General features: G+C 69.6%; 19 protein-coding genes. 18 read left to right on the top strand and 1 reads right to left on the bottom strand.

Annotated features, from left to right (window positions below):
* The first annotated feature begins 40 nt into the window (after positions 1-40).
* The 4 genes from ACWF9G_RS11820 to ACWF9G_RS11805 all read left to right on the top strand — a co-directional run bounded on the left by ACWF9G_RS11820 (position 41) and on the right by ACWF9G_RS11805 (position 3,701).
* Entirely contained in the window at positions 41-550 is a 510-nt protein-coding gene (locus ACWF9G_RS11820; protein WP_452515092.1) for a winged helix-turn-helix transcriptional regulator, read from the top strand.
* Between the two features lie 117 nt (positions 551-667).
* On the top strand, positions 668-1,615 hold the full coding sequence (locus ACWF9G_RS11815) for a hypothetical protein (RefSeq protein ID WP_452515090.1): 948 nt from the start codon (positions 668-670) through the stop codon (positions 1,613-1,615).
* A gap of 27 nt (positions 1,616-1,642) precedes the next feature.
* Positions 1,643-2,962: an adenylosuccinate synthetase gene (locus tag ACWF9G_RS11810; protein WP_452515088.1), complete on the top strand. Its 1,320-nt coding sequence runs from the start codon at positions 1,643-1,645 to the stop codon at positions 2,960-2,962.
* 109 nt (positions 2,963-3,071) lie between these two features.
* Complete coding sequence (locus ACWF9G_RS11805; RefSeq protein WP_452515086.1) at positions 3,072-3,701, top strand: NUDIX domain-containing protein; 630 nt, start codon at positions 3,072-3,074, stop codon at positions 3,699-3,701.
* Positions 3,702-3,796: 95 nt separating this feature from the next.
* On the opposite strand, the gene ACWF9G_RS11800 is transcribed toward ACWF9G_RS11805, so the two are convergent.
* The gene (locus ACWF9G_RS11800) at positions 3,797-4,537 is read right to left on the bottom strand and encodes a metallophosphoesterase family protein (RefSeq protein WP_452515084.1); all 741 of its coding nucleotides are present in this window, start codon (positions 4,535-4,537) and stop codon (positions 3,797-3,799) included.
* 173 nt (positions 4,538-4,710) lie between these two features.
* Between ACWF9G_RS11800 and ACWF9G_RS11795 the strand changes: the two genes are divergently transcribed.
* The 14 genes from ACWF9G_RS11795 to ACWF9G_RS11730 all read left to right on the top strand — a co-directional run.
* Positions 4,711-6,387, top strand: a complete 1,677-nt coding sequence (locus tag ACWF9G_RS11795; RefSeq protein WP_379309944.1) for a fatty acyl-AMP ligase — start codon at positions 4,711-4,713, stop codon at positions 6,385-6,387.
* A 28-nt stretch (positions 6,388-6,415) separates the two neighbouring features.
* Positions 6,416-6,682: an acyl carrier protein gene (locus ACWF9G_RS11790; protein ID WP_452515082.1), complete on the top strand. Its 267-nt coding sequence runs from the start codon at positions 6,416-6,418 to the stop codon at positions 6,680-6,682.
* Positions 6,679-10,974: a type I polyketide synthase gene (locus tag ACWF9G_RS11785; protein ID WP_452515080.1), complete on the top strand. Its 4,296-nt coding sequence runs from the start codon at positions 6,679-6,681 to the stop codon at positions 10,972-10,974. The genes ACWF9G_RS11790 and ACWF9G_RS11785 overlap by 4 nt, the downstream gene beginning before the upstream one ends.
* 119 nt (positions 10,975-11,093) lie before the next feature.
* Entirely contained in the window at positions 11,094-12,104 is a 1,011-nt protein-coding gene (locus tag ACWF9G_RS11780; RefSeq protein ID WP_452515078.1) for an alkaline phosphatase family protein, read from the top strand.
* Between the two features lie 162 nt (positions 12,105-12,266).
* Positions 12,267-14,636, top strand: a complete 2,370-nt coding sequence (locus ACWF9G_RS11775) for a RelA/SpoT family protein (protein ID WP_189023761.1) — start codon at positions 12,267-12,269, stop codon at positions 14,634-14,636.
* 246 nt (positions 14,637-14,882) lie between these two features.
* Complete coding sequence (locus ACWF9G_RS11770) at positions 14,883-16,487, top strand: cutinase family protein (RefSeq protein ID WP_452515076.1); 1,605 nt, start codon at positions 14,883-14,885, stop codon at positions 16,485-16,487.
* Between the two features lie 55 nt (positions 16,488-16,542).
* A complete protein-coding gene (locus tag ACWF9G_RS11765) occupies positions 16,543-17,592 on the top strand; it encodes a hypothetical protein (protein WP_452515074.1) in 1,050 nt (349 codons plus the stop codon).
* A 12-nt stretch (positions 17,593-17,604) separates the two neighbouring features.
* Positions 17,605-18,456 carry a MinD/ParA family ATP-binding protein gene (locus ACWF9G_RS11760; RefSeq protein WP_452515072.1) on the top strand — a complete coding sequence of 284 codons (852 nt, stop codon included), beginning with the start codon at positions 17,605-17,607 and terminating at the stop codon, positions 18,454-18,456.
* Between the two features lie 8 nt (positions 18,457-18,464).
* A complete protein-coding gene (locus ACWF9G_RS11755; RefSeq protein ID WP_379309951.1) occupies positions 18,465-19,097 on the top strand; it encodes a P-loop NTPase family protein in 633 nt (210 codons plus the stop codon).
* Between the two features lie 94 nt (positions 19,098-19,191).
* On the top strand, positions 19,192-19,488 hold the full coding sequence (locus ACWF9G_RS11750) for a hypothetical protein (RefSeq protein WP_022566424.1): 297 nt from the start codon (positions 19,192-19,194) through the stop codon (positions 19,486-19,488).
* Positions 19,485-19,739 carry a hypothetical protein gene (locus ACWF9G_RS11745; RefSeq protein ID WP_378849371.1) on the top strand — a complete coding sequence of 85 codons (255 nt, stop codon included), beginning with the start codon at positions 19,485-19,487 and terminating at the stop codon, positions 19,737-19,739. The genes ACWF9G_RS11750 and ACWF9G_RS11745 overlap by 4 nt, the downstream gene beginning before the upstream one ends.
* 16 nt (positions 19,740-19,755) lie before the next feature.
* Positions 19,756-20,364 carry a hypothetical protein gene (locus ACWF9G_RS11740; RefSeq protein WP_379309952.1) on the top strand — a complete coding sequence of 203 codons (609 nt, stop codon included), beginning with the start codon at positions 19,756-19,758 and terminating at the stop codon, positions 20,362-20,364.
* On the top strand, positions 20,361-21,173 hold the full coding sequence (locus ACWF9G_RS11735) for a hypothetical protein (RefSeq protein ID WP_379309953.1): 813 nt from the start codon (positions 20,361-20,363) through the stop codon (positions 21,171-21,173). The genes ACWF9G_RS11740 and ACWF9G_RS11735 overlap by 4 nt, the downstream gene beginning before the upstream one ends.
* 92 nt (positions 21,174-21,265) lie before the next feature.
* On the top strand, positions 21,266-22,645 hold a 1,380-nt coding region (locus ACWF9G_RS11730), incomplete at its 3' end, for a hypothetical protein (RefSeq protein WP_452515070.1).

Here is a 22,645-nt window from a genome sequence, read left to right as displayed (position 1 = left end):
CCAGCTGGCTTGCAAAAAGCAATGGACTAGGATGGGTGACATGCCCAAACTGGAAATCGCCGATATCACGTGCTCGATCGCCCGCACGGTAGGCATCGTGGGGGAGCGCTGGACCCCGCTGATCCTGCGCGACCTGTTCCTCGGCATCACCCGCTTCGAGGACCTGCGCCGCGACCTCGGCATCGCCTCCAATGTCCTGACCGACCGGCTCGGTACCCTCCGCGAGCACGAGATCGTGGAAACCCGTGTGTACCAGGACAACCCGGTCCGCACCGAGTACATCCTCACCGACCGTGGCCGCGACCTCTACCCGATCCTGACAATGATCCTGGCCTGGGGCGACCGCTGGCTGTCCACCCCCGACGGCCCACCCCTGTCCGTCCTCCACCGCACCTGCGACCACCTCACCGAAGGCGTAGTCGTCTGCCGCCACTGCGGCGACCCCATCACCGTCGACAACGTCACCTGGCACCCCGGCCCCGGCGGCCGCCCCGGCCCCGGCGTAGCCCTGGTCGGCAACTACCTGACGCCCCTCCCGGATCGGCAATAGTCGCTACGCCTCGCGAGATCAGTCCGGCGTCCGATCGGCCGGATTCTCTGGGGCTCTTGACGATCGTTGTTTTGGTTGAATAGACTAAAACTACGAGAACGAGAGGGAGTGGTTCTGATGGGATATGGGCATTGGGATGACAGTGCTTATCGGGCGGGGAAGACGTTCCGCGCGCGGGCTGGGGTGGATGACTTCGGGTATACGGCCGAGATGCGGGAGCAGCCGTATGAGACGTGGTGTGCGCATCCGTCGCTTGATCCGTTCGGGGTGGGAGTGCGGGAGTGCCGGGATTCGGCGGAGCATGGGAACTCGTTGCCGGTGGCGGTGCTGTTCGATGTGACCGGGTCGATGGGGCGGGTGCCGCGGATCATGCAGGACAAGCTCGGGAAGTTGCACGGGCTGTTGAAGAGCAAGGGGTATGCGCAGGATCCGCAGGTCCTGTTCGGGGCGATCGGGGATGCCGATACCGATCGGGTGCCGTTGCAGGTGGGGCAGTTCGAGTCCGACAACCGGATGGACGAGCAGCTGCGGTCGATCCTGCTCGAAGGCGGTGGTGGCGGGCAGAAGTCCGAAAGCTATGAACTGGCCGCCTATTTCATGGCGGAGCATGTCGCGACCGATGCGTGGGAGAAGCGCGGGAAGCGGGGGTATCTGTTCGTGATCGGCGACGAGCTCAACAAGCCGCGGCTGGCCGCCCGGCACATCCGGTCGGTCATCGGGGATCACGTGCGGCGCGATGTGTCGGTCGAGTCGATCTACCGTGAGCTCGCGCAGCGCTGGCACATCTACTACATCCTGCCGAATCAGTCGTCCTACTACCAGGATCCGGAGATCGCCGAGCACTGGCGAGGTCTGCTCGGGCAGAACTTCCTGAAGCTCGACGATCCCGGCGCGGTGTGTGAGCTGATCGCGCTGACGATCGGGCTGGGGGAGGACCGGGTCGACGTCGACACCGGACTGGCCGACCTGCGCGATGTCGGATCGGTGGCCGAGGCCGACGCTGTCGGCCGGGCGCTGGGGTCGAAGCCGGTGCGCGGTGTGCGGGCGCTGCCGCCCGGTCGGTGAGGTACGAGAAGGATAAGGGGCGCAAGCATGTTCGGTGCCGGGCACATCGTCGTCGTCGATCTGGGATTCGGTGACGCGGGCAAGGGCGCGACCGTCGACTGGCTGTGTGCGGCGGAGGCGGGCCTCGGGGTGGCGGCGGTCGTGCGGTTCAACGGCGGTGCGCAGGCCGCGCACAATGTCGTCGCCGACGGCCGCCACCACACCTTCGCGCAGTTCGGCGCGGGGACCTTCCACGGTGTGCCGACACTGCTCTCGCGGCACATGCTGGTGGAGCCGATCGCGCTCGCCGCCGAATCCGAGCAGCTCGCCGCGGTCGGTGTGCGTGATCCGCTGGGACTGCTCGCCGTCGACGGTCGCGCCCTGCTCACCACGCCGATCCACATCGCGGCGAACCGTGCGCGCGAGGACGCGAGGGGTTCCTCGCGGCACGGCTCCTGCGGTCGTGGCATCGGCGAAACCGCGTGGTACGCACTCGAACACGAGGCGCCGACCGTCGCCGACTGCCGGACGCCCGTCGTCCTGCGCGCCAAGCTGGATCGGCTGGCCGCCCAGTACGACGAGCTGATCGGCCCGAGCGCGCACGGCTACGAATCGATCGACGCCCTGGTCGCGATGTACGGCGAGTTCGCCAGGGCCGTGCGCGTCACCGACGACGGTGAACTCGCGCGCACCGCCGGGCGCGGCAGGCTGGTGTTCGAGGGCGCGCAGGGCGTTCTCCTCGACGAATGGCGCGGATTCCACCCGCACACCACCTGGTCGACCGTCGAACCGCGCCATGCCCGCGCCATGGTCGCCGGGATCGGTGGCACCGTAACGGTTCTGGGTGTCACCCGCACCTACATGACCCGGCACGGCGCGGGTCCGCTACCGACCGAAGCGCCACTGGGACACCCGGAGCCGCACAACGGCACCGGCCCGTATCAGGGCGCGTTCCGGCAGGGCCACCTCGACCCGATCCTGTTGCGGTACGCGATCGAGGTCTGCGGCGGGATCGACGGGTTGGTCGTCAACCACCTCGACGTGCCCGCGACGCTGTGCGCCGCAGCGGCATACGACACCGGCGCGGGCATCGTCACCGAACTCATCCCGGGCCCATGGCGTGATCTCGACCACCAGCAGCGGCTCACCGACCAGGTGTCCGAGGCGACGCCGATCCTCGAGCCGGTCCGAGGTGACCCGGCGGACTGGCTCGCCGAGCATCTCCGCGTGCCGGTCGTGCTGACCGGCCATGGCCCGGAACGGCGTGACCGCGTCCTTCGTCTCGAACCATCGCTCGGCGCCGGTTCGGCGAACACTGTGCCGGTGGGCGGGGATCGCGGCGTCGCGGCTGCCGAACAGCCCGGATGAGGGAACGTCCGATAGCGGGCTGTGGGTTGCGCAGGCAGCGGGCTCGCGACGCCGACTGTGGGCACCGCGGCTTCGCCTCCGGGGCGCGCTTGCGGCAGGATGGGATGACGTGGAGCAATCCGTTGTGTCGATCGATGTCGTGACGTTGCGGTGCTGGGATGCCGACAGCGGGGTGCGCATCGGGATCGCCGCGCGCGAGTTCGCACCGTTCACCGGCGAACTCGCGCTGCCCGGCGTGCTGCTGGGGCGGGGCGAACGCCTCGCCGAGGCTGCCCGGCGTGCGGTGCACACCAAACTCGGCGTGCCGAGTGCGGCGATCGGCGCGGTCGGTCAGCTGGTCACCTTCGATGAGCCGCACCGTGATCCGCGCGGGCCGACGCTGTCGATCGCCATGTGGGCCGTCGTCGCCGAGCACGAAGGGCCCGCCGAGTGGGTCGATTTCGACGAGGTTCCCCCGCTGGCGTTCGACCACAACCGCATCGTCGACACCAGCCGCGGCCTGCTGGCCGGGATGCTGTGGAAAGACCAGGCCCTCACCCGCGCACTGACCGGGGAAGAGTTTCCCGCGACCCGCGCGGTCGACCTCAGCACGTCCTTGCACGGCACCCGCCCCGACCCGGCGAACCTCAACCGCACGCTGGCCGCGATCCCGGGTCTGGACCGCACCGGCGAACGGCGGCGGGTGAAGGCCACCGGTCGACCCGCCGTCGTGTGGGCGTTCAGCGACAGCGAGGCGTAACCGACGGCTGCCGGTCGTCCGGCCGCCGGGAGCGGGCAAACCCCGACCGCCCCCCGTGTTCGACTGTTCTCGGCGGCTGTGAGCCGGTGTGCGGGCTAGACCCGATCGGCGGGCAGGTCGTAGAGCGCGTAGGTCCGGCGCAGCACCGGATACGAAACATTGCGCACGGGAACGCCTCCCGTGGTCTGGCCGCATTCGCTCCCCGCGTGGGCGTGACCGTGCACCGCGAGGGTGGCACGACCCGCGTCGATCGCCGCACCCATGGCGTGACAGCCCAGTCCGGGATAGATGGACGTGGGTTCGCCGACGAGGGTGTCGACGACGGGGGAGAAGTGGGTGAGGGCGATCCGGGTATCGCAGTCGAGGGCGTCGAGTGCCCGGCGGAGGCGCTCGGCGTCGATCGGACCACGGCGCATCCTGGCCCGATGCTCCGCCGAGCCCGAGTCGGGATCACCCGGGTGCGCGGGGAAGCCACCGGAACCGCCCATCACCCCGGCGACCCCGATACGGTGCCCGCGAATCGTGAGCATCGTCGAATCACCGTCCAGGACAACGACACCGGTTTCGGTGAGCCGCCGCGTGATCCACTCGCCGTGGTGCTCGTCGTGGTCGTGATTGCCAAGGACGGCGATCACCGGAACCGGGAGATCGGCGAGTTCGGCGCAGAGCAGTTCGGTGTTGGCTCGGGTACCGCCCTCGGTGAGGTCGCCGGCCAGGAGCAACAGGTCGGCATGGTGATCGAGTCGAAGAAAGCCGGGCCGGAACTTGCCCGCGACGGCGGGTCGCAGGTGCAGGTCGGCGGTGGCGGCGAGACGGATCGGCGCGATGTTCCCCACCTGCCAAGGCAGCCACAGTGGGGCGCGGCTGTCAACGCCATTCTTCCTCCACCAAAGGGGTCGGGACAGCACACCCTGAGGGTTCGGCGGGTGGCCCCTGAGGTCTCTTCCGGTGTGCGGCCGAGGAGCGCAGAGTAGTAGCTACCCCACCGACCTCCGAAGGAAACCACGATATGCACTCCAGCTACGTGCACCACGTCAGGCAGCAGTTTTCCCGGTACGCGGACACCCGTTCGTACATCTACCTGCGGGAATCCGGGCGGGAGCTGGTCGAGGAGGTCGTCACCTACCGTGCACTCGACCGCGATGCCCGAGCGTTTGCCCAGTGGCTGTCGGAACGGCCCGAGTCGGCGCAGCCGGTGGTGTTGCTCTATCTCGACGGGATGGAGTTCCTGCGTGCCTTCCTCGGCTGCCTGTACGCCGGTGTCATCGCTGTCCCGGCGCCGCTGCCGCACGAGGACCGGGCCGCGCAGCGGGTGGGCGGCATCATCGCCGACTCCGGGGCACAGCTCGTGCTCACCACCACCGACTTCGCACCGCTGGTCGCCACCAGCACCACCGCCACTGTCGTCGCGACCGATCAGCCGCTCGGCGACGCCGACGCCTGGCAGCTGCCCGACCTCGACCTGGGCACGATCGCCTTCCTGCAGTACACCTCGGGATCGACGGGCACGCCCAAGGGCGTCGTCGTCACGCACCGCAATCTGCTGCACAACTTGGCGGCGATCTCCGCCGGGGGGCTGACCGCGGACTCGACCGGCGTCAGCTGGATCCCGCAATTCCACGACATGGGCCTGATCGGCATGCTGCTCGGCACGGCGTACTCCGGCGCGAACCTGGTGTTCATGGCGCCGACGACGTTCATCAAACACCCGGTGCGCTGGCTGCAAGCCATCGACCGGTACCGCGCGACGTTCACCGGCGCCCCGAATTTCGCCTACGACCTGATCCTGCGCCGGGTCAGCGACAAGCAGCTCGCCGAGCTCGACCTGAGCACCCTCGAAGTGGCGCTGAGCGGCGCCGAGCCGGTGCGGGCCCGGACCCTGGACGCGGTCCTGGAAAGATTCGCCCCCGCCGGGCTGCGCCCCACGGTGTTCCTGCCCGCCTACGGGCTGGCCGAGGTGACGCTGCTGGCCAGCGCCGCGACGATGGGCGCGCCGCTGGTGCGCTACGACCGGGCAGGCGATGCCCCGCTGGTCGGTTGCGGGCGCGCTCCCCACGGCCTCGAGATCCGCATCGTCGACCCCGCGACTCGCGAAGAACTGCCGGACGGCGCCACCGGGGAGATCTGGGTGCGCGGGGACAGCGTCGCCGCCGGGTACTGGAACCGGCCCGCCGAAACCCGCGAGGTCTTCGACGCTCATCTCGGCACCGAAGGCCCGTTCCTGCGGACCGGCGACCTCGGCCTGCTGCACGACGGCGAACTGTTCGTCGCGGGCCGCCTCAAGGATCTGCTGATCGTCAACGGCCGCAACGTCCACCCGACCGACGTCGAGGAACTCGTGCAGAACCTGCATCCGGCGCTGGCGGGCAACGCGGGCGCGGTGGTCTCGGTCGACGTGCTCGACCGGGAACGGATGGTGGTGATGCAGGGCGTGAAACCGGACCTGCTCGGTGAGACCACGCTCGCCGAGCTGACCTCCGCGATCAAGATCGCGGTGGCCCGCGGGTTCGATGTGCCCGCGCCGAACGTCGTGCTGGTCGCCGCCCGATCCGCACGCTCGGTGCATCGCACCACCAGCGGCAAAGTCCAGCGTGGCTCGATGCGCGAGGCGTTCCTCACCCATAGCCTCGAACGGGTTCTGCACGAGGATCTCGAACCGGCGCTGAGCCGATCACTGACCGTCTGATCGATCCGTACCCAGCCAGGAGCCGACCATGTTCAGCACCACCACCCACACGTCGAACACCGTCCAGGACTGGCTCGTCGAGCGGGTCGCCGACTACCTCGGCCGTTCCCCCCACCAGGTGGATCCGGCGACTCCGCTGGCCGAACTCGGGATGGACTCGGTCTCGGCGGTGTCGCTGTGCGGGGAGATCGAGGACCGCTGGTCCCTCGAGATCGACCCGACGCTGGTCTTCGACTATCCCACCGTCGCCGCCATCGCCACCTATCTCGCCGACGAGTTCGTCCTCGCGGCATGAGCGACATCGCCATCGTCGGTCTCGACTGCCGCTTCCCCAGCGCTGCCGATCCCGCCGCGCTGTGGCAGCTGCTGATCGACGGCCGCGACGCGATCTCGGCGGTGCCCGCGAATCGCTGGCACGCCGAGGACTTCCACGACCCGGCGGGCGGGCCCGGCACCATCAACACCCACAGCGGCGGGTTCATCGACGACGCCGACGCGTTCGACCACGAGTTCTTCGGGATCACCCCGCACGAGGCCGAGGCGATGGACCCGCAACAGCGGCTGCTGCTGCAAGCGACCTGGCGCGCATTCGAGGACGCGACGCTCGACCCCAGGGGCCAATCCGGTTCGCGCACCGGGGTGTACATCGGGGTGATGGCCAATGAATGGGCCAACCTGCAGATGTCGGATTACGCCGCGATCACCCCGCAGCACGGATCGGGCAACGGCTACTTCATGACCGCCAACCGGCTGTCCTATCAGCTCGACCTGAAGGGCCCGAGCCTGGCGGTCGACACCGCCTGCTCGTCGTCGCTGGTAGCGGTCCATCTCGCCTGTGCCGCACTGGCTTCCGGCGAATGCGACCAGGCCGTGGCCGGCGGCGTGAATCTGGTGCTCACTCCGGCGGTCGGCGTGTTCTACACCCAGGCGGGGCTCTCGGCGCCCGATGCGCGCTGTAAACCGTTCAGCGGCAACGCGGATGGAATCGTCCGGGGTGAAGGCGTTGCGGCGCTGGTGCTGCGCCGCCTGGCCGACGCGCAGGCGGCGGGGCTGCCGATCTACGCGGTGATCAAGGGCAGTGCGGTGAACTCCGACGGGCGCAGCAACGGCATCACCGCGCCGAACCGGTGGGCGCAGCAACAGGTGATCGGCGAGGCGTACCGCAGGGCCGGAGTCGAGGCAGGGGCGGTCGATTTCCTCGAGGCGCACGGCACCGGGACGGTGCTCGGGGACATGATCGAGGTCAAGGCGCTGGGCGGGCTGCACGGGCGCGATCGTGCGAAGGCCTGCGGAATCGGTTCCATCAAAGGCAATCTGGGCCACACCGAGGGCGCGGCGGGTGTCGCCGGGATCATCAAGGTCGCGCTGAGTCTGCACCATGGCATAGCGGCGCCGACCAGGTTCGCCGACCAGGAGAATCCGCGGTTGCAGCTGGAACGCAACGGGCTGCGCCTGCTCGCCGAACCGATGCCGCTCGACGGACCGTCGCTGGCCGGGGTCAGCAGCTTCGGCATCGGCGGCACGAACGCGCACCTCGTGCTCGGCGGTGCGCCGATGGCGGAGGACGCGCCCGCGGGTGGCGGTGGAGTACTCACCGTGTCGGCCGACAATGCGAAAGGGCTGGAGCGCAACGCACTGCGCATGGCGCAGCTGCTGAACTCGGTTCCCGAGGATCGGTTCGCGCAGGTCTGCTGGACGAGCAACCGGGTGAAGTCGTCGGGGCGGCACCGGCTCGCGGTCGTTGCCGCCGACCCGGCCGAGGCGATCACGCGGCTGCGCGACGGTGCGGAATCCGGTGTGGCGGGGCCGGTTCGGGCAGGCTGGATGTTCACCGGCCAGGGGTCCCAATTCGCCGGAATGGCGCGGCCGCTGGACGCCGTGAGCGGGTCGTTCCACCGGGCGCTGCGGACCGTCGACGCGGCGATGACGGCGCATCTCGGCTCCTCGATCCGCGAGCTGCTGCTCGACGACAACGCCGTCATCGATCGCACCGAACTCGCGCAGCCGGCGATCTTCGCCATGGAATACGCGCTGGCACAGTCACTTGCCGACGCGGGCGTGCGCCCCGCCTGGGTGATCGGGCACAGCATCGGGGAATTCACGGCGGCGGCCGTGGCCGGAGTCGTCGACCTCGAAGACGCGTGCCGCCTGGTCGTCGCCCGTGGTCGGCTGATGCAGCAATTGCCAGACGGGGGTGGGATGCTCGCGGTCCGAGCGACGCGCGCACAGCTCGCCGACCTGCTCGACGGCGAGCCAGAAGTGGCCTTGGCGGCCGTGAACGGGCCCACCGATCTCGTGCTTTCCGGTGCCGCGACGGCGCTCGACCGGATCCGGACGGTCCTGGCCGAGCAGCAGGTGGCCGCCAAGCCGCTCACCGTGTCGCACGCGTTCCACAGTCCGCTGATGGCGCCGATGCTGGAGAAGTTCGCGGACGTCGCCCGGGAATGCGCCTACCGGGCACCGGCTCTGCCGATCTACTCGACCGTGCGCGGGCGGCTGCTCGACCCGGCCGAGATGATGGACGCCGAGTACTGGGTCGAACATGTCCGTGCCACCGTGCTTTTCGGCGACGCGCTGGCGGCGGCGGTCGAGGCCGACCCCACCCACGTCGTCGAGATCGGCCCGCGCCGCATGCTGACCCCGCTCGTCGGGCGGCTGCGACCCGATCTGCTGCCGCGGTGCCTGACGCCGAGCCCCGGGCCCGGCGCGAGTGGCCGTGAACTCGCGGAAACCGTTGCCGCGCTGCACCGCGACGGTCTCGATCCCGACTGGGATCACCTGTACGACGCCGAACAGCGCGTCCGCCGTCGGCTGCCGGTCTACGACTTCTCGACCGAGCACCGCTTCTGGCTCGAACCGACCACCCTCACCCCACCTGCCACCCCGGCGGAGGCCACCACCATGGACCAGGACACCACCATGGACCAGATGATCGCGCTCTTCCGTGAACAGAACGCGCTGCTGGCGAGCATGGCGCCGGGCGCGACGGCGACCCGCGCACCTGGCGCCACCGCCCCCCTCGCGCCGGGTACCGCGACCCTCGCCTCGCCGCAGGCGGGTCCCACAGTCGATCCGGGCACGATCGCCGGCATCGTGCGCGCGGAGTGCGGCCGGGTCAGCGGGTACTCCGTCGATCGGCTCCGCGATACCGAAACCCTCACCGGCGAGCTCGGATTCGACTCGATGATGCTGTCGGACCTGTTCGGTGGCCTGATGCGCAAGCTGCCGGGACTGCAGGTCGACCCCTCCTGGCCGAGCGCCGCGACCACACTCGGCGACGTCGTCGGCTACGTCACCGGTCAGGTCGCCGGGACACCCACTCCGGCCCCGACCGTTCCCGCTCCGGCGCCGGTCGTGCCGGAAACGCCTTCGGTGGCCGTCACCCCGGAGTACCGGATCGCCGACTTCCCCGAGGTGAAGGCGATCGAGGACCGGCTCTCCGGCGCTGCGGCACTGGGCCTGGACAACCCGTACTTCCTCGTCAACGACGGCGTCACCCGCGACACCTCGCTGATCGACGGTGCTCCGGTGGTGAACTTCTCCAGCTACAACTACCTGGGGCTGTCCGGGCACCCGGCGGTCGTCGCGGCCGTGCAGGACTCCGTCGCCCGCTACGGCAGCTCCTGCTCGGCCAGCCGGGTGCTGTCCGGCGAGAAGCCGGTGCACCGGGAACTGGAGGCCGAACTCGCCGCGCTGCTGGGCACCGAGGACGCGATCGCGCTGGTCGGCGGCCACTCCACGAATGTCACCATCATCGGGCACCTCGTCGGTCCCGACGACCTGGTGATCCACGACAGCCTCGCCCACGACAGCATCCTGCAGGGTTGCGTGCTGTCGGGCGCGACGCGAAGGCCGTTCCCGCACAACGACCATGCCGCTCTCGACCGGCTGCTCGGCGAGCTGCGGCACCGCTACCGCCGGGTCCTGATCCTCATCGAGGGCGTCTACAGCCAGGACGGCGACATTCCCGACCTGCCCGCGATCATCGAGATCAAGAAGAAGCACCAGGCGCTGCTGATGATCGACGAGGCGCACAGCGTCGGCGTGCTCGGCGCGCACGGCGGCGGCATCGGCGAGTACTTCGGCGTCGACCGCGGCGACGTCGAATTGTGGTCGGGCACCATGTCGAAGGCACTGGCCGGATGCGGGGGATATGTGGCGGGCAGCGCGGAGCTGATCCGCTTCCTGAAGTACACGACGCCCGGGTTCGTCTACAGCGTGGGCATGACGCCGATGAACGCCGCCGCCTCGGCGGAAGCGATCCGGCAGCTGCGGGCCGACGGCACAGCGCTGGGGCGTCTGCGGCACAACGCGCGACTGTTCCTCGAACTGGCCCGCGCCGCCGGGATCGACACCGGCGACAGCCACGACACCCCGATCATCCCGTGCATCGTGGGTGATTCGCTCAAGACGATGCGACTGTCGAACACGCTGCTGCGCCGCGGCATCAACGTCAATCCGATCATCTACCCCGCGGTGCCGGAAGACCTGGCGCGGCTGCGCTTCTTCGTCACCGCCTGCCACACCGAAGAGCAGATCCGCGACACCGTCGCGATCCTCGCCGAGGAGCTCCGCGCCACGACTTGATCTGCCGCCGTTGGCTTGTCGTTCAACGGGGCAACCGGTGTGCGCGGCGCCGGTGAAACGTCGATGAACACCGTCGTGGCGGCCTCGCTGGGCCGTCCGCGCTCCCGCATCGTGAGGACATGCGCGAGCTGTCGGCCCCCGCGAAGGTCCTCGTGGCACTGGTCACCGCCCTGGTGACTCTTCCGCTGCTGTGGTCGGCCGCGGGCTCCGACACCACCTTCGACGATCCGGGTGTCGCGATCGATCCGGCGGCCGCGTTCGGCATGCCACGCCGGGGTGGACCGGAGGCGAAGGTCGTCGTCATCGGGATCGACGGATTGCTCTTCGACAAGGCCGACCGTGCCCAAGCCCCGCGACTGCGGCACCTCGCCGCGCAGGGGCTGCTCTCGCGCGGCAGCATCGCCGGGCACATCACCGTCTCCGGGCCGTCGTGGGCGAGTGTGCTGACCGGGGTGTGGGACACCGCGCACGGCATCACCGGCAACGAGTTCGACGCGAGCCCGTTCCTGGCCTACCCCAGCGTCTTCACCCGGATCGAACGCGCCGACCCCACGCGGCACACCGTGTCGATCGGCACCTGGCACCAGATCGCGACCATCGCCGCCAGTGGTGACCGGCGGGCCGACGTCGCCCTGACCACCTCGCCCGACCCTCGCGACAGCGACGAGGCGCTCACCGACGCGACCACCGCGACCGAGGTGGTCGCCGCGATCGAGCGGAGCGGGCCCGATCTGGTGTTCACCCACCTCGACCAGGTCGACCTGGCCGGTCATCAGCACGGTGGCGCATCGCGCGCCTATCTCGCCGCCATCCGCCGCGTCGACGTGCTGGTCGGGCAGATCGTCGCCGCCGTCGACCGGCGCGCCGCCGGGCATCCACGTGAACAGTGGACCGTGCTGGTCACCACCGATCACGGCCACCTGCCGACGGGTGGGCACGGCGGCCAGACACCCGCCGAGACCGCCAATTTCGTCATCGCCCGCGGCGCCGACTTCACCTCCGGCGCCACGACCAGCGCGTACACGCTGATCGACATCACCCCGACCGTGCTCGACCTGCTCGGCGTCCCGCCCGGCCGCCTCGACGGTCACAGCCTGCGCACGCGGCGGGCAGCGATCGACGAACGCTGATCGAACCGCAGGTCGGAGGCCGATTTCGGGCCGAGTCGGGACCGTCGCACGCCCGTGACCGCCGGGAATGGAACGCCTGGTCGGTGTGGGGACTAAAGTTGGTGGTCCGGGCGGTTGCAGCACTCGGCCGAAGGGTCCGAATGCAGCGTGAGAGGCGGTGGCATGACTCGACAACTCGGCGAGGCGAAGGTTGGGCAGGAGTCCACCGGCGCCCCGCGGACCGACGGTGCCCCGGCGACCCCCGAACCCGCCAAACAGTCCCCGACCGCCTCCGTGCCCAGCTCGGCATCGCGGCGCGTGCGGGCCAGGCTCGCGCGCCGGATGACCGGTCAGCGCGGCATCGCGGCGGTGAAGCCGGTCCTGGAACCGCTGGCCACCGTCCACCGGGAGCTGTACCCGAAGGCCAATCTGGCGCTGCTGCAGCGCGCCTTCGACGTCGCCGACGAACGGCACGCCAAACAGTTCCGTAAGTCGGGCGACCCGTACATCACCCACCCGCTGGCGGTCGCCAACATCCTCGCCGAGCTCGGCATGGACACCACCACGCTGGTCGCCGCCCTGCTGCACGACACCGTGGAGGACACCGGCTACTCGCTCGAGCAGCTCAAAGAGGAGTTCGGGCAGGAAGTCGCCCACCTCGTCGACGGCGTCACCAAGCTCGACAAGGTCAACCTCGGCGCGGCCGCCGAAGCCGAGACCATCCGCAAGATGATCATCGCCATGGCGCGGGACCCGCGCGTGCTGGTGATCAAGGTCGCCGACCGGCTGCACAACATGCGCACCATGCGCTTCCTACCGCCGGAGAAGCAGGCCAAGAAGGCCAAGGAGACCCTCGAGGTGATCGCGCCGCTGGCGCATCGCCTCGGTATGGCCACGGTCAAATGGGAGCTCGAGGACCTCGCCTTCGCGATCCTGCACCCCAAGAAGTACGACGAGATCGTGCGCCTGGTCGCCGACCGCGCGCCCTCGCGCGACACCTACCTGGCCAAGGTGCGCGCCGAGATCGTCAACACCCTCGCCGCCTCGCGGATCAACGCGATCGTCGAAGGCAGGCCCAAGCACTACTGGTCGATCTACCAGAAGATGATCGTCAAGGGTAAGGACTTCGACGACATCCACGACCTGGTCGGCATGCGCATCCTGTGCGACGAGGTCCGCGACTGCTACGCCGCCGTCGGTGTCGTGCACTCGCTGTGGCAGCCGATGGCGGGCCGGTTCAAGGACTACATCGCGCAACCGCGTTACGGCGTCTACCAGTCGCTGCACACCACCGTCGTCGGCCCGGACGGCAAGCCGCTGGAAGTGCAGATCCGCACCCAGGACATGCACCGCACCGCCGAGTTCGGCATCGCCGCGCACTGGCGCTACAAGGAGACCAAGGGCAAGCACTCCGGTGACGCCGCCGAGGTCGACGACATGGCCTGGATGCGCCAGCTGCTCGACTGGCAGCGGGAAGCCGCCGACCCGGCCGAGTTCCTCGAGTCGCTGCGCTTCGACCTCAAATCGCCGGAGATCTTCGTGTTCACGCCCAAGGGCGATGTGATCACGCTGCCGCAGAAGTCGACCCCGGTCGACTTCGCCTACGCCGTGCACACCGAGGTCGGGCACAAGTGCATCGGTGCCAGGGTCAACGGCAGGCTCGTCGCGCTGGAACGGCAGCTCGAGAACGGCGAAGTCGTCGAGGTGTTCACCTCCAAGGCGCAGAACGCCGGACCGAGCCGCGACTGGCAGAACTTCGTAGTCTCGCCACGCGCGAAGGCCAAAATTCGCCAGTGGTTTGCCAAGGAGCGCCGCGAGGAAGCGCTCGAAAGCGGCAAGGAGCAGATCTCCAAGGAGGTCCGCCGGGTCGGGCTGCCGCTGCAGCGGTTGATGAGCGTCGACGCCATGACCGCGGTCGCGCACGAACTGCACTACTCCGACATCTCCGCGCTCTACACCGCCGTCGGCGAGCACCAGGTGTCCGCGCACCATGTGGTGCAGCGGCTCATGGCCCAGCTCGGTGGCATCGGTGACGTGGAGAACGAGCTCGCCGAACGGTCGACCCCGTCGACCACCCCGAGCAGGCAGCGGGTCACCGGCGACGCGGGTGTGCTCATTCCCGGCGCCTCCGGCACCGTGGCGAAGCTGGCCAAATGCTGCACGCCGGTGCCGGGCGACGAGATCATGGGCTTCGTCACCCGCGGTGGCGCGGTGAGCGTGCACCGCACCGACTGCACCAATGCCGGATCGTTGCAGTCGCAGGCCGAGCGGATCATCGACGTCGAGTGGGCGCCGTCGCCGTCGTCGGTGTTCCTGGTCGCCATTCAGATCGAGGCGCTGGACCGCACCAGGTTGCTGTCGGATGTCACCAAGGTGCTGGCCGACGAGAAGGTCAACATCCTGTCCGCGTCGGTGGCCACCCACGGCGACCGGGTCGCGATCAGCAAGTTCACCTTCGAGATGGGCGACCCGAAGCATCTGGGCCACCTGCTCAATGTCGTGCGCAATGTCGAGGGCGTCTACGACGTCTACCGGGTGACCTCCGCCGCCTGACCCCGAATTCCCGCGAGGGCACCGTCGTTCGCGACGGTGCCCTCGTCTTTTCCGAGCCGCCCGGATCGCCAGGCGATTGCTGAGACAACGGTGTTTGCCGGGGGCAGTGAAAGGGCCACTTTGGGCAGCGGTTGGGAGTCCCGGAATCTGTTACGGTTTACTGCGTTTCAACGCTCCACTGGTCAGCCGAAACGGACTGTGATGCGGATCGATATGGCTCGGTGCACGACACGACTCACGGCGACGATGATCTCGTTCGTCGTCGCTTCGGTGACGGCATCGGCAGGTGTGGCCTCCGCGGACGAGGGCGCGCCCGACGCTCCCTCCACCCAGGTATCGATCTCGGCGTGTCCGGCACTGTACGCCTTGGGGATTCAGGGCACAGGCGAATCGTCACCGGACGCTGCGACCAGTACCGACACCGGCATGCTGTCGACGGTCTTCCGGCCGATGTTCGCCAAGGCTGCTGAGCCGGGGCTGGTCGATCGCGCGTATGTGCCGTACGAGGCCGGATTCGGTGGCGCGGTACCGGGTGGGGCTGTGCCCTACACACAATCGGTCGACGGTGGACTCGAGCGGCTGCGGTCGATGACCGCCCAGGTCTTGCAGCGCTGCCCCGACTCGCGGATCGCGGTGGTCGGGTATTCCCAAGGCGCCCACGTGGCCTCGCTGTTCGCCCAGGAAGTGGGCGCGGGCACCGGCAAGGTGCCCGCCGACAAGGTCGCCGCGGTCGCGTTGTTCGCCGACCCGACCCGTGGCACGAACGCCCCGGTGTTCCCCGGCGCGCCCGACCGGACGACGCCGAGCGCGGCACCCGGTACCTCGGGTGAATCGCTCGACGCTGTCGCCGCGGTGCGCCAGGCCCCCGCGCCAGGCGGTGGGCTCGGAGCGAGCGGCACTCAGCCCGCCGACTTCGGCAAGCTCACGGGCCGGGTCGCGAGCTTCTGCGCGACAGGTGATCTCGCCTGCGATGCGCCGCAGGGTGCCCCGCTCCTGCGGGCGGTGACCAATCTCGTCAGCCAGGTGAAACTGTCCGGCGGCGACCCGATCGGCTCGCTGGTCTCGATCGCGCAGGCGCTGGCCTACACGTCCATCAAGACGGCCTCGACGGTCGTCAACGAGGACATCTCCGGCAGCACGCTCGCGGATGTCTCGCTCTCGCCGAAGAAGTCGATCTCCCAGCGCATCGCCGACGCCTCCGACCCGCGCAACCAGCTCGATGTGAACGCCACCTACCAGGCGCTGCTGAAGGTCGGCATGATCGGGCTCAACGCCGTCACCACCGTGGTGAAGACCCTGCTCAACCCGGCGAGCATCGCCGAATTGGCCACCGCGACACTGTCGAATCCGCTGGTCGGGCTCACCTTGCTCGGCACCAAGCTGGTCGGCGCCGTGCCGCAGCTGGTACCGCCGACCACCGGGATCCGGCTGGTCAGCGAGGCGTACACGGCCGTCCAGCAGAACATCACCGACAACTCCGAGCTGCTCGACGTGACCACCTGGGTGCGCTACTGGGACACCACGCAACGCCACGACGCGTACTCGCGCATGGGCGTCGGCGCGCAGGGCGCGACCCCGACCCAGTACGTCGCGGACTGGCTCGCCGCGGTCGCGCGAGACGCCGCGGGCGCCTCCGGACGGGGTGCGGTGCCGGTCGGCGGGTCGGACCAGCGCAGTGCCGGAATCTTCACCAGCCCGACCGGCGCGTCTACGACGCCCACACCCTCCCGTGGGGGACAATTTCCGTTCGGGACAGGAGCCGATGGCGCCTCATCCGGTGGCGCGTCGACTCCGCCTGCCGCGTCACCCGGAACCATCGCTCCCACCACCCGTCCGTTCTCTGTGAACTGATCACCGAGAGGTCTGCAATGCGAATCGATGTGCCCGGCGCCGCGGAAAGGGGGGAATGTTGAAGTCGTACAACGAACTGTCGCGCTGGTATTCGGCGCTCGAGCCAGAGACCGAGGCAGCCGACCCTGCGCGCCAGGACACCGCCGACCAGGCGGCGGGCGAGGACGACGGCCTCGACCGATATTCGCAGCGCCCCGAGCGCGCCCCGTCCGCCGACCAGGCAGCCGAGCCCACCGGGCCCGAGCTGTCCACCACGGCAGGGGACGACTCGGACCGCACGACCGGCCTCGACACCGATCGCCGGGACACCGACGACGGCTACGACAACTCGGCCTACGGCGCCCAGCCGTACCCGATCGAACCCGAGCCCGAACCGGAGCCGGCGCCGCCCGCCGAACTGGCCGCGCGGCGCCGCGAATTCACCGGCGGCTGGTCGGACTGGGTCGCCGAACCCGCACCGGGCCCCGATGACGACTACGACGCCCGACTGGTCCAGTTCCCCTGGCCCGACGCCGCGGCCGACGACTACGACGAGGCGCGGGTACTCCAGCCTTCCGGCGCGCTGCGCGCGAAAACCCGCCGCAACCGCACCTGGATCGTGCTCGCCGTCGCGGTACTCGTCTTCGTCCTCGCCGCGACCGGCGTGTTCTTCCTGCTGCTCGGCCGCGGCGGCGACACCGCCGAACGCGCGGCGCCCCTGCACTTCGTGGCGGGCAACATGGCCGCCGACCCGCAAGGTCCCTGCCCGACCGAACGCACCGAGACGGTGGTGCGCAGCGCCGAAGCGGGCGGCACCGGCTCGGGCCCCGACGCCGTGCTCGCCTTCCAGTACGCCTACTACGTGAACCGATCGGGGGAGCAGGCCAGGGCGCTGGCCGCCCCCGGCGCCGCTGTCTCGCCGGCCGCCGTGATCCAGCGCGGTATCGACTCCATCCCGGTGGGGACCACCCACTGCGTGCGGATCACCACCGTCGCCGCGGACCGGTACACGGTGGAGGTCACCGAGTTCCGGCCCGCGGGCGCACCGGCCACCTACACCAAGCAGTCGGTGCGGACCGCGCTGATCGGCGATCGCACGCTCATCACGGGCATCGCGGCAGGGTAAGGAGCAGAGGCGATGACAGACGACTGGAGCCGATGGCTCGACGAAGCCCCCGAGGGGGAGCCGTCGGGTGACGTGGCGCGTGATCCGGCTCCGGTGGTGCGGTTGCGGCGCAAGAGCGGTGAGCGCGCCGAGGGCGGGCGCAGGCCGATCCTGGTGGTCGGCGGCTGTGGCGGCGCGGGCACGACGACGACGGCGCTCGGGCTGGCGGGCGAATTGGTCACCGAGGGCGCCACCGTGGCGGTGGACGCCACCGCGGCGGGCAGCGATCTTGCCCTGCGCGGCGCCGACAAGCACCTGCATCCGGTGAACCTGCAGTCGTGGGTCTACGGCCGCGGCGACGACGAACCGGCCCCGCTCGAGGACTGCCTGTCCCGGTCGACCTCCGGGTTCGGACTGCTCTGGCGCGACGCGACTCCGCTGCGGCGGCGCGCGACATATCTCACTGTCGCCAGGGCTTTGGACAACGGTGGGTACACGGCGGTCTACGACGGTGGCAACCCGATTGCCGGTCGGCAACTGCGCCCGCTGCTCGACGACGCCGATATCGCACTGGTACTGGCGATTCCGGCCCGCGTCGACGCCGCCAACCGCCTGCGGGTCACGCTGGAATGGCTCGACGACCACTACGGTGACGATGGCGCCGGTGTCGTCGCCGACACCACCATCGTTGTCTCACACCAGTATTCGCACGACGACTCGCGGGTAGCCGAGCATTTGCGCGAGCATCTGTCCGGCTGGGTGCGCGAGGTCGTCGAGATCCCCTACGACCCGCATCTGGCCCGCGGTGAGCTGGTTCGGCACAGCGAACTGACCGAGGCGACGCGTGCGGCATATGGGCGGTTGCTCGCCGGGGTGGCATCATGACGGCCGCTATGAATCTTCGTCGTCGTCGTGAACCGGCGCCCGCCGGAATCGGTGTCGTCGCGCCGCCCGAATCGCTGCGCGCGCCGATCTGGGATCGTCCGGTGCCCGGGGTTGGCCGGGCGCCGCTGGTGTGGCTGCTCGGCGTGCACGGTGGCTCCGGCGCGACCACGCTCGCCCACGTGCTCGCCCCCGCCGCCGACGCCCGCGGCCGGTGGCCCGGTGTGTTCGACCGGGAATCCCCCTATGTCGTCCTGGTCGCGCGCGAGACCATCTCCGGCCTCACCCGCGCGCACGACCTGCTGCGCCAGCACCACGCCGGGCTCGCCGGTCCGTCGCTGGTGCTCGGGCTGATCACGGTCGCCGCGCGCCCGGGACGGGTACCACCGGAGATCCGGCGGTACCGGGATGTGGTCGGCTCACTCGCCGGGCACGTCTGGCAGGTGCCGTGGATCGAGGAATGGACCCTGGTCGAGTCCGAGGCGCTGCCGGTGTGGTCACCGGGCGACGACGTGGCGCCGCGCAAGCGCCGGGTCGATCCGCTCGACGAGGTGCCCGCCGAGATCGGTGAGCTCGGAACCGATCTGGTCGCCGCGATCCGCGCGAGTATCGACGGGCCTGGCCCGGGGGAGGGTCGATCGTGAACGCCGGGCGGTCGGGCCGCCGGTGGTGTACAAACGGTTGTCGGCGTCGAAGTGTTTGTGGCACAACACCTTTACAGTGGGAGAAAGGCACCCGATGAGCATGATCCTCCTCGCCGTGCAGGACACGTACGGCACCGTCCTGGCCCAGGTGGGTAATCCGACACCGGAAGCTCCTCCCGGCTCGGAGAAGATCCTGCAGCTGGTGCGATACCTCACCTGGTTCGTGCTGTTGTCGGGCATCTGCGGCATCACCTACGCGGGCGGCAAGTTCGCCTGGGAGCGCTGGACCGGCGGTGGCCTCGAGTCGCCGAAGATGGTGGCCGGCGCCATGATCGGCGGTGTCGTCGCGACCAGCGCGGGCACCATCATGAACGCGGTCATCGGTACGTGATCACCGTGCTCGCCTATAAGCAGATCCCGGCCGACGTGCTGGCGCCGATGATGCAGCTGCTGAACTGGCTGCTCTGGTTCGTCCTGCTGTCGTGCCTTGCCTGGATGATCCTGTCGGCGGGTCGGCTGTGGATCGCGTTCCGCTCCGACCTGGCCGTCAACGACGCCTCACACGGCGTCCTGATGAGCCTGCTCGGCGCGGCGGTCGCCAGTACCGCCTCCGCGATCGCGCTGGCGTTCCTGCCGGCGTGAGGGTTCGGACGGAAAGATGAATTCCACAGTGACACGGCCGGTCGCGGTCGGCATCGCCCTGCTGGCCGCGGCGGTCGGCTGCGGCGGTGGCGACGACGCGGGCCCCGACCTGTCCGCCGCACCGACCGGGGTGCGCTGGCAGGACTACCAGGGCATCGCCCTGCCCCAGTCCGACCAGGGCCCGGCGACGGTGGCCCAGGGCGCCGCAACGGGTTTCGAGCATTCCCCGCGCGGGGCAGGGCTGGCGGCGCTGACCCACACCATCCGGCTGTCGGTGGCGCCCGACAACCAGTGGGCCACCGTGGTGAATCAGGAACTCGTGCCGGGTCCGGCCCGCGACGAGTGGGCGATCAATCGCGTGCAGCTGTCGATCACCGGGCCCGCCGCGCCGGAGTACGCGCCGAGATTGTTGGGTTACAAAATCACCGAATACCGTGACGAACAGTCCCGGGTCGATGTCTATACCGAATATTCGGACAGATCCAGGGCGGTGAACCACACCACGGTCAGCTGGTACGGCGGAGACTGGCGACTGCAGTTACCCGATCCGCAGTCCACCGACCGGCCCGTCGACGCGATCGACGAATTACCCACCGACATTGTGACATTGGAGGCACCGACGTGAGCGAGAAGGAGCCGGGCGCGCGCGACCGCGCTTCTTTCGGCATGATCGCCTCGGGTGCCCTGCTCGCCCTGATCCTGGTCGTCGGCGCGGTCGTGTACTTCACCAGCAGCGACGCCGAGACCGACAGCGCGCCGCCGCCGGCGCAGGCCGCGGGCGGAACGGGTTTCGCCGATCCCGAGATCGATCTGCTCGGCAGGCGCGTCGACGTGCCGAACAACCCGGCGGGTCAGCCGCTGGCGCAGGTACCGGGAACCCAGCGCACGCCCGTCGATTCGGACTGGCTGACCGGGGCGCCGGAGGGCACGACGAAACCGCATGGCTGGCAGCGGGTGTACGGCGCCTCGGTGCCGTTCTCCACCTCCGACGGGCCGACCAGGATCTCCGACGGTCTGGCCGTCGGCTACGCGCGGACCCCGCAGGGCGCCGCGCTCGCCGCCGCGCAGATCACCTACCGGCTCAACGCCAGGCCCGCCGATCGCGACCTGTACGTCACGCAGGTGCGGGTCAGTTCGGCGCAGCTGGCCGCCTACGACTCGGCGCTGTCGAGCGACCGGCTGCCGAAACAGCAGCCGGAGAAGGTGACCCGCTACTTCGTGGCATCGGACGCGTTCAAGATCGACGATTACGCCGACGACATGGCCATCGTGCGACTCGCCTCGCGCGGTCCGGTCATCGACGGCAAGCAGTTGTATGCCGCCATGCGGATGATCGTGGTGTGGGACGAGGGCGACTGGCGGCTCAAGCCGTCGACCACGACCAATACCCAGACCGAATATGTGGAATCGCTGGCGGGGTGGACGAAATGGTGAGCATCGGTGTACAGCAGCACAGCCCGGATCGATTCCCTGCGGACCATCGAGGGGTGCCAACAATGCTGAGGCGGATCGTCACAATATTCGCGGTGATCTTCACCGTGATGATCGCGACGCCGACGGTGGCCTACGGCCAGACCTACGGCTTCGACCAGGCATGCAACGAGCTGCACGACACACTCGACAGTGTCGCCATTCCCGGTGTATCCCTCGGGGACGCCGCCTCGGCGGTGTGCAAGGCGGGCAATGCCGCCACCCATCCCGGCGACGCGGCGACCGCGGTCAAGGACAAGGCGTGGGACTCCACCTTCGGTAAGGTGGTCGACTCGCTGATGAAGGGTCTCGGCGAGGCGCTGATCCTGGCGCTGACCTTCTGGATGAAGGTGCCCAACGAGGCGGTGAGCGACTCGGGCGCCCTGTTCACCAAGATCAACGACTACACCTATCAGATCCAGATGTTGTTGCTGATCGCCTCGGTGATCATCACCGGTGGCAGATTGGCCGAGGCCAGACGCGGGGCGGCCGTCAGCGAGGCCGCCGAATCGTTCCGGCTCTTCGCCCGGGTCGTGTTCAGTTCGTGGATGCTCGGCGCGGTGATCGTCGCGGGCACCAGGGCCTCGGACCGGTTCTCCGAGTGGATCATCGAGGACGCGACCGGCGGCAATGCCAAGAACATGGCCGAGTTGATGGTGAAAACGTCCAAGCTGCAGGCGTTCTCGCCCGGTCTGGTGCTGATCATCGCGATCGTCGGTCTGCTCGGCGCGCTCGCCCAGATCGTGCTCGCCATCGTCCGGCAGGGTCTGCTGGTGGTCGCCGCCGGCGTGCTGCCACTGGCCGCGGCCGCGTCGGCGACCGGGACCGGTAAGCAGTCGTATCAGAAGCTGGTCGGCTGGATCATCGCGTTCATGCTGTTCAAACCGGTCGCCGCGATCGTGTACATGATCGCGTTCACCACCGCGGGACACGTCGACGAGACGACGACCTCTGCCGGGCTGCCGGAAGGTGAACAGGCACAGCGGATGCTGGTCGCGCTGGTGCTGCTGTGCAGCGTGGCGTTCGTGCTGCCCGCGCTGATGCGCCTGGTCGCACCCGCGGTCGCCACGGTCGGCACCGGTGGTTCCGGTCTGATGGTGGCCGGTGGTACCGCGGTCGGCGCGATGGCGCTCGGTGCGATCGGTACCAAGGCGGTCGCCTCCCGGCCCGCCGCGGCGCCCGGTTCGGCCGGCTACTTCGGCAGCGGCGGCGCCGGTCCGCGTCCGGGCGGCGCGGGTCCCGGTGGCGGCGCGCCCCGCGGCCCGGCGCCGACACCGCCACCGCGCGGCGGTGGTTCGGCTCCGGCGGCGCCCAGCTCGGGTTCGGTGCCCTCGGGCGCTGCCCGCAACGTCATGGCCGCGCCCGCCCCCGCGGGCCGCCCCGCGCGCGCCCACACCTCCGGGGGCGCCCACGCCCCGTACCCCTCGGCGAAACGG

The sequence above is a fragment of the Nocardia sp. NPDC055029 genome (assembly GCF_053608525.1).
Note: the sequence above shows the minus strand (reverse complement) of the source record. Positions and strands in the feature narration are given on the sequence as shown.